The sequence below is a fragment of the Candidatus Tisiphia endosymbiont of Micropterix aruncella genome (assembly GCF_965178575.1).
Classification (GTDB): domain Bacteria; phylum Pseudomonadota; class Alphaproteobacteria; order Rickettsiales; family Rickettsiaceae; genus Tisiphia.
On sequence record NZ_OZ238268.1, the window covers coordinates 717,567 to 732,618 of the forward strand.

Annotated in this window: 11 protein-coding genes; 4 read left to right on the top strand and 7 right to left on the bottom strand. The window is 32.4% G+C overall.

Going from position 1 to position 15,052, the window contains the following annotated elements; translation table 11 throughout:
- Positions 1-232: 232 nt before the first annotated feature.
- A complete protein-coding gene (locus tag ACN1AG_RS03575) occupies positions 233-1,393 on the bottom strand; it encodes an FAD-dependent oxidoreductase (protein WP_417905472.1) in 1,161 nt (386 codons plus the stop codon).
- A 281-nt stretch (positions 1,394-1,674) separates the two neighbouring features.
- On the opposite strand from ACN1AG_RS03575, the gene ACN1AG_RS03580 reads away from it, so the two are divergent.
- Positions 1,675-2,280, top strand: coding sequence for a queuosine precursor transporter (locus ACN1AG_RS03580; RefSeq protein WP_417905473.1), 606 nt, complete (start codon positions 1,675-1,677; stop codon positions 2,278-2,280).
- A gap of 222 nt (positions 2,281-2,502) precedes the next feature.
- On the opposite strand, the gene ACN1AG_RS03585 is transcribed toward ACN1AG_RS03580, so the two are convergent.
- The 3 genes from ACN1AG_RS03585 to ACN1AG_RS03595 form a co-directional block, all read right to left on the bottom strand.
- Positions 2,503-3,126, bottom strand: a complete 624-nt coding sequence (locus tag ACN1AG_RS03585; protein ID WP_417905474.1) for a bifunctional (p)ppGpp synthetase/guanosine-3',5'-bis(diphosphate) 3'-pyrophosphohydrolase — start codon at positions 3,124-3,126, stop codon at positions 2,503-2,505.
- Positions 3,127-3,769: 643 nt separating this feature from the next.
- A complete protein-coding gene (locus tag ACN1AG_RS03590; RefSeq protein WP_417905475.1) occupies positions 3,770-4,249 on the bottom strand; it encodes a Na+/H+ antiporter subunit E in 480 nt (159 codons plus the stop codon).
- On the bottom strand, positions 4,236-5,792 hold the full coding sequence (locus tag ACN1AG_RS03595; protein ID WP_417905476.1) for a DHA2 family efflux MFS transporter permease subunit: 1,557 nt from the start codon (positions 5,790-5,792) through the stop codon (positions 4,236-4,238). Before ACN1AG_RS03595 ends, ACN1AG_RS03590 begins: the two co-directional genes overlap by 14 nt.
- 158 nt (positions 5,793-5,950) lie before the next feature.
- Here ACN1AG_RS03595 and ACN1AG_RS03600 point away from each other — a divergent pair, with 158 nt between their 5' ends.
- The gene (locus ACN1AG_RS03600) at positions 5,951-6,883 is read left to right on the top strand and encodes a hypothetical protein (RefSeq protein ID WP_417905477.1); all 933 of its coding nucleotides are present in this window, start codon (positions 5,951-5,953) and stop codon (positions 6,881-6,883) included.
- Positions 6,884-6,928: 45 nt separating this feature from the next.
- On the opposite strand, the gene ACN1AG_RS03605 is transcribed toward ACN1AG_RS03600, so the two are convergent.
- The 3 genes from ACN1AG_RS03605 to ACN1AG_RS03615 form a co-directional block, all read right to left on the bottom strand.
- Positions 6,929-8,566, bottom strand: a complete 1,638-nt coding sequence (locus ACN1AG_RS03605; RefSeq protein ID WP_417905478.1) for a hypothetical protein — start codon at positions 8,564-8,566, stop codon at positions 6,929-6,931.
- Between the two features lie 140 nt (positions 8,567-8,706).
- Positions 8,707-10,128, bottom strand: a complete 1,422-nt coding sequence (locus ACN1AG_RS03610; protein ID WP_417905479.1) for a DASS family sodium-coupled anion symporter — start codon at positions 10,126-10,128, stop codon at positions 8,707-8,709.
- Between the two features lie 97 nt (positions 10,129-10,225).
- A complete protein-coding gene (locus tag ACN1AG_RS03615; RefSeq protein WP_417905480.1) occupies positions 10,226-10,492 on the bottom strand; it encodes a BolA family protein in 267 nt (88 codons plus the stop codon).
- Between the two features lie 80 nt (positions 10,493-10,572).
- On the opposite strand from ACN1AG_RS03615, the gene ACN1AG_RS03620 reads away from it, so the two are divergent.
- Together ACN1AG_RS03620 and ACN1AG_RS03625 are read left to right on the top strand one after the other, a co-directional pair.
- Entirely contained in the window at positions 10,573-11,787 is a 1,215-nt protein-coding gene (locus ACN1AG_RS03620) for an EAL domain-containing protein (RefSeq protein ID WP_417905481.1), read from the top strand.
- 330 nt (positions 11,788-12,117) lie between these two features.
- The gene (locus ACN1AG_RS03625; protein WP_417905482.1) at positions 12,118-15,051 is read left to right on the top strand and encodes an autotransporter outer membrane beta-barrel domain-containing protein; all 2,934 of its coding nucleotides are present in this window, start codon (positions 12,118-12,120) and stop codon (positions 15,049-15,051) included.
- Position 15,052: the final 1 nt, after the last annotated feature.

Below are 15,052 nucleotides of genomic sequence, written 5' to 3' on the forward strand. Positions count from 1 at the left end.
TGAATGATGGAAAAAGTTAAAATGCACTCGCGTCAGCCGCTTCAAGAGTGCATTTTTCCTTATAACAAAGCCAGTTCTATATAAGAATTAATAATTCTTATATAGAACTGAGGTTAGAATACAAAAACAAAAAGTAAGCTACTATGAATAGAATATTAGAATGTTTATTAAAAATAGTAAAGAATGAATTTAATAAAATTCATGATTAATGAACTAACCTTAATTACAGGACTTATTTAATCCCATAAAATTCTTTAGCATTTTGTAGTATAATACTAAATTCCTCGTCATTAGGTGTTGCAGGTGTTGCACCTTCAATAAAAGTACCACCAATGACTCCTACATCATTAACACCAGTATTGGGCATATGTTTTGGGAAAATATAAAAATCACGTTCTACTTTCTGTCCAGACTTAGTTTTGCCTTCATCCCAACGAGTCAAAATCATATATTGTATATCTTTAGGATTTTGATCTTTAAGCATAATCAAGTGACCTTGGACTGACACCAATTTCTCATCATTATTAAGCTTACTGGCACCAAGCCCAGTACAATTGAAGATAAATTTTCCATCAAGTTCAGCAAATGAGTTAACTTTTTTCTGTACAAACTTAATATTTTTACTTCTTAAATATTCGTTAAGTTCTGCCATAAGTATGCCTGTATCCATAAAAATACCGTCATCATATACAATCATCTTCCTTGTCGTACCATTGTCAAAATCAACTGTCACATCTTTTGCTGGCTTCATGACTTTACCAACATAAGGCTCTAAACCAGATTCTTCCCGAGTTCTAAAATAAGTTGGAACAATGATAGCTCCCTCCTTAAAGTGTGGATGTTGTTTCTTAGCGATTGACGCATAAAATTTATAAGCATCAATTTCTATTTTTTGAAGAACTGTCTGTATTTTCTGACCATTATCCATAGATACTGGAGCAAGTAAACCACCCGCATTATTAGAAGCCAGTTCATCAAATTTTTCTGCAACAATCGTAATATTCTTAAAACCTTTTTGTTCTAAATCATAAGCTGTAAACAATCCCAAAACGCCTGCTCCAATAATGGTAATTGGCGTATCTTTTGTAAGATCAGTTGCATATTTTGAGTTTATAAGTAAGTCATTAACGTACTCAGCAGAACCAGGCCCAAGAGTCCAACCACTACCACCATGTCCATAGTTATTAGCGATTATTTTACTATCTTTTTCCTCTACACTCATTCTAGGAGAACCATGTCTCATTGGACGATAACAAAGTATTTTTTGTCCCAAATATGCAGTGTCTAATTTTGGTGGAGTAATTTTTCTAACCTCACCACTAATTGCCATTGTTAAAGTTGGTGTTATAACCATCAGAGTAGCCATGCAAAGTACCTTAATTTTCTTGAGCATAGTTGTAACCTTTAAAAAAATTATATTTAGAGTTAAGATGAGTTAATATAGATATTGGTGCATTTAGTAAAGAATAATTATATTATTCTACATACAAGAAAAGTAAAATTTTTGTATTAATGTCACAATATTAATTATATGGTGAAACCGTGGTGAATGATAATGTAATACAACAAGCTTTACCATATATAAATAATTTTATAAGTTGAATTTTAGGTAGACTTATTTATTTTAAATTATAGTTTTCACTCAAAATATTCTTAATTTATGATTCCAACAACATGACCATAGATGAAAAAATTTATATTACTATATGCGTATTATTTGCAATTCTCATTGTAATAGGTAATTTAATATATCAAAAGTTTGTTTTCTTACCAATATTACCTTTTTATACTTTTGAACTTTCTGTAGGTGCGATAACATACCCATTAACATTTTTACTTACTGATTTAATTGCTGAATTTTATGGGAAAAGCAAAGCTAATTTCTGTGTTAAACTTGCACTAGCTATGAATATAATTGTTACATTAATTATAGCAATAATGGATAGGTTAAATGCCACAGAGTGGTCTAAAATCGATAATATAACTTTTCATAAGGTTTTTGGGTTATATAGTATTGCTTTCATAGGTTCAATTATTGCCTGTTACACTGCTCAACTTATTGATATTACAATCTATTTATGGATACGTAAAGTCACTTATGGTAGATGGCTATGGCTTAGAAATAATGGCAGTACAGCAATTTCGCTATTTGTAGATACTTGTATTGTTATTAGCTTCATGAGTATATTTGGAGTGCTACCAATAGATCGTATGTGGTCACTTATAGTGAACAGCTATTCATTTAAACTTTTCTTCACAATATACGTCAATTCGGGATAAGGATTAGTAAAAATGCTTTAGCTATAACTAATACAAGATTTTGGATATGTATAAATTGCATTTCTGTGAATTCATACATTAATTGCTCTTCGTAGTGTATATATGTCTGCTATTTTTACTAATCCTTATCCCGAATTAACGTAATATGTAGCACTCCTTTATTTTACATAGGAGTTAGCATAATAAAATATGTTACTAAATATAAAAGTTAATTTTATATTTTTATTCCCCTATAAATTGTTTTCGTATCTCACACAAGTTATCTTGCAAACTATGCCAAAGAATTTCAATTTCCTGCTCATAAGCCATTAGTTCAAGCATAGTCCAATTGAACTGTTTAAAGAGCTTATATGCGTTATTTAGTCCAGTATGAATAGCAGCGACATTAAGTACCTTTTGAGAAAATATTTCTTTTATTTTTGCTTCTTGAGTCTTTTTATATTCATCATGATTAGCGGTACCAAATTCTGCTATATGGTGCATATCTCTAGTCCGTATCTGTATTTCTGTATTACGTCTAAGTATACCAGCAGCAGCCACGACATGCAAGGAACTATAACCATTAGGTTTAGGATTAGCAATATAGTCTTCCTTATCAAAGATACAATAGTTATCATTAAGAATATCCAGTACTTTGTAACAGTCTTCTTGCTTATCAACTATAATCCTAGAGGCAATTGTATCAGTTAATCGGTGAAAACCAACATTTTTTCTTATCAACTTCTTTGTGATAGAACAAGGGTCTTTTAACCTAGAGGATATCTTCCCTACTATAGAGTTTTCATGCAACTTAATACTAATATTATCTGTGATCTTGTGTAAATCATTAAGATTTTCGTATAACATAAAAGGCACATCATTATTCTAGCATTAATTTAGCTACTTCAACTTGCAATTTTAATAAAAATTGCTGTTCCCTGTCAATAATTAAATTATTAATTTTTGGTATATCAAGTCATTTTTTACTTAACATCTATTAATAACATTCTAAAATGACCGATATTTATAACATAACCTCAATTCGATGTAAGACATCGGTTTAATAGCCTAGGGTGTCATTCCTGCCCCTTCGGATGTCACCCACACTGTCGAAAGTTGTGGGATGTCACCCCTGCGTAGGCAGGGGGCTAAAAAAATAGCATAGAAGACTATTTAACATCTTAGACCCCTGCTTTCGCAGGGGTGACATCCGAAGGAGAATCAGGGGTAACATCACCCCTAATGGCGACGATTACTTGAGCCTACTATTAATTTATTACATCGATAGTTGAGATTAGTTAAAAGCGATGTCATATTACGTTAATTCGGGATAAGGATTAGTAAAAATAGCAGACATATATACACTACTAAGAGCAATTAATGTATGAATTCACAGAAATGCAATTTATACATATCCAAAATCTTGTATTAGTTATAGCTAAAGCATTTTTACTAATCCTTATCCCGAATTAACGTATATTGAGTACTCTCCCCCTTATCTATTAGCCTTTCAGTCGTTCTTTGAAATGTGCTGAACTCTTTTACTCATAGTAAAATTACCAAATTTTAGATTGTCGATTGATGATTGTTCTAGAGCATGAACTAATAACATACTATTTGATATATTAAGTGTTACAGTTCCTGGTGTAAGGGTAATAGAATTACCATATATTACAAGACTTGTATCGTTTTTTTGTTTTGAATTAATCCACTCAAAGACTGGCTGTAGATTAAGATTTTTACGCCATATAATCTTCATTACTCCTAAGCTAGATACAACTATTTCTTTAATTAACCAAATAAAATATAATATAGAACGATAATTTAAATATATCCTATCAGGGATCAAATTGAGCTTTATTGCCACAAGATAAGCTATACTGGGGATAATCAAGGAAACCAACAATGCAAAAATATCAGTAGGTACTCCTGTTAGACCAAACAACAGCAATAACAAAATAATTAAAGTAAAGATTTTAGTGTGCATCATACTTTCCTCCGCCTTTAACAGTTGATGTAAACGGTAGAAAGATCATTACCACAAAAAATAATGCACTTATAATACCAAAAATGCTATTTATCGCGATTACAAATGCTTCCTTATTTATATTACTGGCTAACAAAAAATATGAAGCCTTTTCCGGATCAACCACTTTACCATCCAATAATTGTCCTAGAAATTGTAATTTCATTAGAATAGAGGGTGAAGTGGAAGAAATATTTTCATTTAAATATTGGCTAAAAATCTTAGTTTTATCTGTAAGAAGTAGGCTAATAACCGTAAGACCAACAGCTCCTCCAAGATTACGAGTAAGATTATATAACCCACTAGCATTCCCTACTTTATCTTTACTCATGCTATCTAAAGCAATATTATTAGTAGGTAAAAAGCAAAACATCATCGCCAGTCCCCTAATAAATTGTGGTAAAAAAAACTCGGCAAATTTAGCATCTGCTGTTAAAAAACTATTTAGGTAGCAACCTAAACTAAACATAGCAAGACCGATAGCCAGCATAATTCTTAAATCTAGTCCAGAGCCAAGCATTTTTCCTGCAAGTGGAGCTGACAGAAATTGTGCCATACCAGTAACCATCATAGTAAAACCAATTTGCACAGTATTAAAACCAGCTATTGTAAATAAAAATAAAGGTAATAAATAGACTGCACCATATAGCCCTATACCTATGACAAAAGAGTAGATACAACCAAAAGTAAAATTTTTGTTAGCAAAAGTTGTTAGATCTAAGATTGGATTAATAAAGGTCAGTTCTCTAATAACTAACATAATAAATCCAACAACAATTAGTATGATAAGGAATAATATCAAATTATCTTCTATCCAGCCTTTCTTATTTCCTTCTTCTAAAACATATTGCAAAGAAGCAAGAGTAACAGTCAGTAAAATAATGCCAACAAAATCAAAATTCTTAAGCAAATTGTAATTAGGTTGATCAAAATCAGCGTATAAATATACGACTACACAAACAAAAATACCAGGTATTACATTGAGTAAAAACATAAAATGCCAAGATAAGTTTTCAGTAATGTAACCACCCAGCGTTGGTCCAAGTGTTGGGGCTATTGTTACGACTAATCCTACTATCACAGTAACTATTGGGCGTTTTGAGGCAGGAAAAATTATAAATACTGTACTAAAGACAGTTGGTATCATTGCTCCACCAAAAAATCCTTGTAAAGCTCTAAAAATAATCATTGTTTCTATGTTGCTGGCTAGCGAACATAGAATACTCATAACGGTAAAACCAAGAGCAGCAATAAAATAAGAAATTCTAGTGGAGAGAAGCTTGGCTGTAAAACCGGTTATTGGTATTATAATCACTTCTGCTATAAGATATGATGTTTGAACCCAAGATAATTCATCACTAGAAGCAGAAAGACCCGCTGCAATGACTGATAAAGAACTGGCAATAATTTGAATATCCAACACTGCCATAAACATTCCTACTATCATTGCAAAGAATGCAAGTAACTGCTTATTTGATAGTTGGGGAGGGGCAAGATCTAGTTGCATAGGAAATAAGCCCTAATTATAGCATATAACTTATATCACAAAAGTAACAATCTTACAAGCAAAGACCCTAAAAAAATATATATTTGATAAAATTATTAGTAGTATCTAATAGAATAAACTATAATAACTCATGTATTTAAATAGTGGGTTAGTTTCATATGTCCAAGAAAAAATCTAATGATTTGAGTAAGAAAATACAAAATATTGATGAAAAATTTGAGAAAACACTTGGCGAGTTAGATAAGAAATTGTTTGAATCCGAGATGATGACAGATATGATTAATGACTCATTAGATAGAATGGGTGGTTCTGTTCCTTCTTCGGAAGTAGATAAGTTGATAGAGGAAATGCAATCTGAAGTTAATTTAGATAATAAATATGCTGAATTAGGCAAACGAAAAGATCACGAAATAGAAGCTAGACTTAAGGCTCTAAAAGACACAAGACCTAAGGAAGAAACATTAAAGAATTCTGCACCAACTCCAACTGTGGAAGGTCCAATTCCAACTGTAAACGATTTGCGAGAAACATTGAAAAAATTAAAAGAAGATGAGAAAAAAATACTTCAGTCAACAAAACCAATAGGTAAAGTAGCCCCACGCCCAAGGAATAATAATTTAGCAACTAATTCTCGTAGGGTACAGGAGCAGAAACCATCTAAGCCACCGGAAATTAACAATAATAATAGACGATACGATGTTCCAAAGGAAAACGCTATTTTGGATGATATAAAGCCGGAAAAAAGCTGGTTTGCAAAGATTATAGATAAGGTTGTTGATATTGTTAAAGAACTCTTGAACAATTCACAAAATCAGGATACTCCATCTCCCAAACAACAAAATCTACAGGAGTTCAAGCAGAGAAGACAAGAAATATTAGCACCAGTAATACAGGCACAAAAGAAAGTAAAATTATTAAAAGAAGAACAAAAAGTGAGCAGAGAAGTATCCAAGGCAAAAAGACTAAGGCATAGTTTAGCAAAGCATGATAATCATAAACCTTTGCGTTCTAGTACTTCATCTATTACTTCACCACCTAGTACTCCTCCAGTAAAACCAGCAGTAAATAAGAACGATAGGGGGAGTAGGTAACTTACTACGAGTCCAAAGATGTGGGTAATAGTAATGATAGGTGAGTCACATTGAATGTTGATTATGGTTATCTATAGAATTACTTCTCTGCAGTTTCTTCCGATGAAGAAAGCGACCTTCTTCTTGTGATAAATTTGGTACAGATTTACTTTTTCGTAACTGTGCTATAACCTCAGGTGTTACGATCTCCTTAGCAGATTTCTTAGCAGCCTCCATAGCTTTCGTTAACGGGCTATAATCCCTTATTACCTTAGGTTGTTGATAAAAAGGATCATGTGTCCTAGCTAGATCTTTTAAAATGCTTAGTGTACCTTTTGCAGCTGCTGTCAGTATATTATTACTTTTGTTCTTTTCTTTAGTTTCAGGTTCAGTTGCTTTTTCATTAGGTTTTTCTTCAAGCTTATTGACTGTTGTATGAAGTGTAGCTCGTTTTTGCTCATCGGTTAACTTGTTATAATTTTTGTCAAACATCAGTTCAGTTAAAGCTTGTTGATATATATCAAATTTATTTTGTTTTTGCTCATCGGTTAACTTAAAATAATCTTTATCTTGCATTAATTCAGCCAAAGTTGCAGTTTGGATATGTTGTTTTTGGGCGACCTCACGTAGCTCTCGTAAATTCCGATAATGGGCAACATCATCCTTACGGAGTTCATCATTAATATTGATTTTAAATGCTGTAGTAAGGTTAGCTGAGTCCTTTTCAGCTACGCCTGAGCCAATCATAGAGACAGCTGAAAGTGCACCACTTTTTACCGCTGCAAGAATCTTAACAGGATTGCCACTAATAGCAGCACTTATGTCAGACGCTAAACTAGCGGCATTTTGAATATTATCAACTATGAATTTGCTTGCACTAAATACCATTTCTACTTTGGGATCTACATAGTGGTAATATTTACCTTTACCATTTGGAACGTGGTTATTTGGGACATGTAATTTATTTTCCAATGCCTTGGCTAATTTGGGATCGAGTAGTAATAAGTATTGTTGCTTGTCCATGTCCCCTCGATTTTGCATCAATAGGTCATTTTCTTGTGCAAGTTTACGGAGCTTTCTTGTTTTGATGACATCAACTATTATTTCACTAGTTACTGCCATTAACGCTATTGTAGCCGCAGCCAAGCCTACTGGAGGGGAGGCCCCGGCTAGTGTTACTATTGCAAATGCAATTGTAACAGCACGACCTATAGCACTACCAAATAGTACCTTAGCCAAATTTTTAGCCAATTTTGTATCTAACAGCCATTTTATCCCCTTGAAAGCCCTAGTACTCTTTGTCCAATTCCAAACAGATTTAACTTTATTTAAAAATCGTTTAATTCTTGATTCCTTCTTTAGTTCTATACTTTCCTGTTCTAAAGATTTTGCAAATTCATCTGAAATTTTAACTTCATTTGTTTTAAGCGATTTTAATTTTTCACTTTTCTCTTGCTCAATTATATATAAATCATCTTTACTTTTTACAGATTTTTGAGAGGGAGTACGTTTTAACTTATTTTCACGTTCAAGCTCCATATCATCAAAGCTTTTGGAAAGCTTTGCTTTTCTTTGCTTGGGTTGCACTGTTTGATTGTCTAACGTATTAGCTATTTCTATCTCTTTAGGCACAATTGTAGTACTATCTATCTCAGAACTTTCAAGGTTTTCAAACGGCGTAGATTCTTTTTTGTCATCTGTCATAATATATACCCATTGGTATTAGACTCCTATCATATTTAATCTTAAAAGAGAGTCTAACAGCAAATTATACAAGATTAAAGACTAATTCTATAATAAATAAAATTATTCAGCAATGATTGCTATATATTCTAGTAGCAATTCTACCACAAACCTAGTGTTTTCCACCACATACCTCCTATAAAAATCCATATAATGCCATATACTAGACTCAAAACTAAACCAAGATACCACCATGTTCTGATCTTCATATATCCTGTCTCAAAATATATTGGAGCACTACTAAGTCCATAATGAGTAAGACCCGAAGATAATATTGATAAAAAACTAAGTAGCAATGCAGATAGTAAACCAGGCATTCTAGCATGCATAAATAACGCTAGAAAAGTAGGAAAAAGTATAGCAATATGGGTTGTAGTACTGGCAAAAAAGTAATGTATATAAAAATATATTACAGAAAGTATAATTATACCAATCATTGGAGAGAAAAAACATAATAAATTATCTCTAAGTTTATCACTAACCCATGATATTAAACCGAAATCAGACAAAAAACTTGAAATCATAACTAAAGTGCCATACCAAATAAAGGTATGCCATGCACCTTTATCTGCAAGAATATCTTCAAACTTAATTATTTTGCATAATAATAAAATACATACGCCCAACAGTGCGACTGTAGTAGCTGATAATCCCCATTTGCTGCCAAGCATCCATAAAAAAATTAGAATTACAAAAGTTATTAGCATAATAATCTCTTGCAATGATATATCACCTATTTCTTGCAATTTTGCCCTAGCTATTTGTATAGCAGATGGATCGTATTTAATTGAGGGGGGATGTAAGTAATAAAGAATAAGAGGCATGACAGCAAGAGAAATCACGCCTGGCACTATAGCTGCTATTGCCCAGTCACTCCATGAAATTATAATCCCAGCATCAGCTGCGAACTTAACAGCTAAAGGATTAGCGGCCATAGAGGTAATAAACATAGCACTAGTTATCACATTTGATTGAAAGACTACTTTCATGAGAAATCCGCCGTTTGAAACGGATGTTTCGTAATTTGTTTTATCAGAGTAAGCGGTACAGAGTGACTGAGCGATAGGAAAAATTATCCCTCCTCCCCTAGCACATACACTAGGAATAAAAGGTGCGAGTATAAAATCAACAATTACCAAAGCATATGAAAGACCAAGGGTACTTTGTCCGACAAGTAGAATGATGTGATAAGCTATCCGCTCCCCAAAGCCTGTTTTTATAAAACCCTGAGCAATAAAAAAAGCAAACAGCACCAGCCATATAATGCTATGACTAAACCCGGATAGACTTTGTTCTAAGGAAAGGGTTTGGGTCAGAACACAACAGAGTATGCTAAATAAGGCTATAGCCCCCATAGGTAAAGGATTAAGAATTATAGCCACAATAGTGGTAATAAATATAATAGAAAGATGCCATACTTTAACATCAAGCCCTTCAGGGGCTGGTATATACCACATTACACAAGCTAAAATAACAAGAATTAGAATAGGTAAATTTTTGTTCCAATTACACATATTAGGCATAATAAATTTATTTCAAGATCGAGTAAAAGTTTATTTGAATAAACCTTGTCCATTCTTACGTAATATAATCGATTGTCAAGAAAAAAAGAAGAGTTTATTAATCAGTAGGTGAGAGGGGGTTTTTCGTATCAATTGATAATGCGTGTATTCCACTAGCTAGTTCATCTGCTAAAAGATTGTTAATTATTTTATGTTGTTCTAGCAAACTTTTTCCTATAAAAGCTGCTGCAAAAATTTTGATCTTAAGATGACTTTCAGTAATACCACCATTATGGCTAGCGTGCTTGTAACTTTCGTCAACTATTTCGCAATAATGTGGTTTTAACACATCTAGTTTTCTTTTTATTCTATTTATTTTGGTCATAGTTATATATATATAAAACTTTTACTTGTATCAATTCTACTGGGATTTTAGTATTTAGTAAATATTATATTTAGTTGGTTATGGCAAAATTAGATACAAAAATTAGAAATTTGCAATCTGAACTTAATAAAGCAGGGCATGGGTATTGTATCTCTTTTAAGTTATTAAATTACGACGAATTGAATGCTATGATGGGAGGAGATATTTATATAATTGACAAACTTAATAAAATTATTTCTGAAGTTTGTAATAAATTAATTACTGCTCCTTCTATATCAGTTTATAAACAAATTGAGCATGATAGAATATTGTTGGTTTTACCCACACTAGACCAAAATCTAGCTAAGGAAGTTGTCCTAAAAATACATTTATTATCTCAACTTTATGTCGATGATCTATTACCTGCAGTTTATATGAATTGCAGTAGCGCTAGCATAGAGTTTCCCAAATTTACCAATAAAGCTGAAGAAGTATATAATCTATTAAATTGGCTAGTTTCTTATCAAGGTGACCAAAGTTATTATCGTGAGTATGACCATAAATATTATAATATAGAGTGTGTTAAAGAGTCCAATAAGCAGCTGAATCTCTTAAGAAAAGCTTTATTAAACAAATCAATGGTTTTTGCTTATCAGCCAGTTATTGACCGTAAAACAATGAAAATTCATTACTATGAATGTTTACTAAGGATTCCTGACACAAATAACAATCTATTTTCTGTAGGAGCAATAATTCCAGAAGCTGAAAAGAAAGGTTTAATTTTTATAATAGATCAAATAGTGCTAGAAATGGCAATCAAAGAACTAGATGCTAACCCTAGCTTAGTGCTTGCAGTTAACATTTCAAATATTGGTATATTAGATGTTTCTCTCCTAGAGATAGCAGAAAAACTATTACAAACATATGATGTTTCAGGAAGATTAATTATTGAGATTACTGAGACTACCCTTAATCAGCATTACCAACAAATAAAATCCTTTATGCACAGATTAAGAAAATTTAGTTGTAAATTTGCTTTGGATGATTTTGGAGCTGGGTTTACTTCATTTAAACAATTACAAAATCTACCAATAGATATTATTAAAATTGATGGTAGTTATGTACGTAACATTACTAGCGATATACAAAGTCAAGATTTCATTAAACGATTAATTAAAATTTCTGAAAATTTAGGTGTTCAAACTGTAGCAGAATTTGTTGAAAATGGTGAAATAGCCAATTTTTTAATCAACTTAAAAGTCGATAATATGCAAGGTGATTTCTTCTCACCGGCATCGGTTAACAGAATAAAATAATCATCAGCACGATGTCCTCCCTGCCGCCATTATGTCACCCCTACTCGCCCTTGCTAGGGTTAATGTCATTCCCGCGTAGGCGGGAATCTACCGTCTTGCTAGTCAAGAAAAAAAGTAGATTAGTATTCATAAATTTTATTATTTTTCACCATAGAATTTAAACAAATAATTACTTTACACGTTAATTCGGGATAAGGATTAGTAAAAATAGCAGACATATATACACTACGAAGAGCAATTAATGTATGAATTCACAGAAATGCAATTTATACATATCCAAAATCTTGTATTAGTTATAGCTAAAGCATTTTTACTAATCCTTATCCCGAATTGACGTATAATGCTTTAACTTCATCTGTAGAAAGCTTAAACAAACAACAGTCTGCAAGAAGTGTAGAAGCAAAGATTATTAAGGGCAAAATAGTGAAGAACCTGAGTAAAGAGATTGTTAATACAGCAAAAGATATATATGACTTACATGCCCACACTGATATAGTAAGGCTAGATTTAGAAGTAACAAAAAAGAAGATTGAATCAGTGACCTCTCAGAAATCCATTAGCAGTAAAGATCATTCTGTTGATTATACTATCAGCACGAATAGTGATGTATCTGATAATTTGGTAATAGAACCATTACTAAGTAACAGTAAACAGGAAATATTAACGCAAACAAATTTATATTCTAATATTCCAACTAAATCAGCGATTAGCCAAGACACTGAACCTATAAAGCTAATATCACAACCCCCCAATAAATCGCTTGAAACACCAAATGAATCACTAGCTTCCCATAAATCCACTAGCACTAAAAATCTTCCTGTTGATTACTCTAGTAACAGGGTCAGTGATATATCTGATAATTCGGTAATAGAACCCTTACTAAGTAAAAGTAATCAGAAAATATTAACACAAACAAATTTAGACTCTAATCTTCCAATCGGATCAGCGATTATCAAAGACACTGAACCTATAAAGCTAATATCACAACCCCCCAATAAATCGCTTGAAACACCAAATGAATCACTAGCCTCCCATAAATCCACTAGCACTAAAAATCTTCCTGTTGATTACTCTAGTAACAAGATCAGTGATATATCTGATAATTTGGTAACAGAACCCTTACTAAGTAAAAGTAAACAGGAAATATTAACGCAAACAAATTTATACTCTAATATTCCAACTAGATCAGCGATTAGCCAGGACACTGAACCTATAAAGCTAATATCACAACCCCCCAATGTTAAATCGCTTGAAATACCAAATGAATCACTAGCCTCCCATAAATCCACTAGCACTAAAAATCTTCCTGTTGATTACTCTAGTAACAAGATCAGTGATATATCTGATAATTTGGTAACAGAACCCTTACTAAGTAAAAGTAAACAGGAAATATTAACGCAAACAAATTTATACTCTAATATTCCAACTAGATCAGCGATTAGCCAGGACACTGAACCTATAAAGCAAACATCACAGGCATCTAATGTTAATACGATAGCACCTCCAATAATAAATGAATTAATACCAAATCAGGAATCTAGTAATATCTCCCTTTCAAAACTCGCTTCTAATAGGGAATTTGAAGGAGACTTGAAACCTCAACCTGCAAGTAGTACGGTAAATGTACATGAAGATTCGAGTCTAGATCCATTGCCCAAATCACTAGCAGAAGTAGAACTTCTAAAGAGATCAAAGAGATCTGCTGCCCCTGACGTTGATTATACTAGTATCAATGATGTATCTAATTTAGAGCCTATCCAAGGCACTGAACTTAGAGAGAAAACATCACAGGCATCCAATGTTAATATGATAGCACCTCCAGTAGTTGAAGCGCCAAATGAATCACTGAGTTCTCAGAAATCCAGTAGTACTAAAGATACTCTTGTTGAGGACACTAGTAACACAGTAAAATCACTAACTTATCAGGAAGAAGATAGCACTAAAGATCCTCTTATTGAGGACACTAGTAACACAGTAAAATCACCAGCTTATCAGGAAGAAGATAGCACTAAAGATCCTCTTATTGAGGACACTAGTAACACAGCAAAATCACCAACTTATCAGGAAGAAGATAGCACTAAAAATCCTCTTATTGAGGACACTAGTAACACAGCAAAATCACCAACTTATCAGGAAGAAGATAGCACTAAAGATCCTCTTATTGAGGACACTAGTAACACAGTAAAATCACCAACTTATCAGGAAGAAGATAGCACTAAAGATCCTCTTGTTGAGGACACTAGTAACACAATAGAATCACCAACTTATCAGGAAGAAGATAGTACTAAAGATCCTCTTGTTGAGGACACTAGTAGCAATAATATTCCAACTGGCACAGTAATATCATCAGTGGTACATGAAATAGTACACCGAGGATTGGTTGCAAGACTGAATAAACTATTCCAAGTTGTCATAGCAGCTGGTGATGAAGAGGATAGAATACAGAAAGGTTTATGGATTGATATTCTATATGGCACTAGTAAACAAGGTTCTTTACAAAATATTATCGGTTATAATAATCATAGTTATGGTGCTACTATTGGTTTTAATGCTGAACTAGATACAAGCTTAATTGGTATAGCTTACAGCAACTTAAGTTCTATATTTAAATACAGAACTAACAAAAATGCTGATAAAGCTTTTATTAAGAATCATATCATCTCGCTCTATGGTCAAAAGAATTTGAGCGATCGTTTCTTGCTACAAGGGGTGTTTTCAATGTCTCGTAATTATATTATTCATAAATTTGTCAATTCTTTGTCTAATAGCAATTTAATTAATAAGTTTAAGAATAATAGTTTTCATATTGAAACAATACTAAATTACAACATACCTACTAACAAGAAATTTACTCTTATACCAAATATTGGCATAAGATATGATCAATATCTAGATATAATTAGTACTGATACACCAACTGTAGCAGTTAGTAATAAGTTGCAAAATATATTTGCTGGTATACTTGGTACAAGAGTTGTATTTTCACCTAAACATTTATCTGAATCCATGACTATAACACCGGAATTAAGTGGTTCTATAATGTACTCTTTAAACAGCAAAGGTCATAAAGTAAATATCTCTCAGGTTGGCAGTAATAATGTGCAGCACATTATCGTACCAACACAACCTAGAATATCTTATAATCTAGGTACTAGTCTTGTTGTAGAGAAGCAGAATACTAAAGTAGTACTGCAATATAATTGTCAACTGCGTAAGAAATATCAATCTCAGCAAATTATTTTTAGTATATTAATTAAAATGTAAA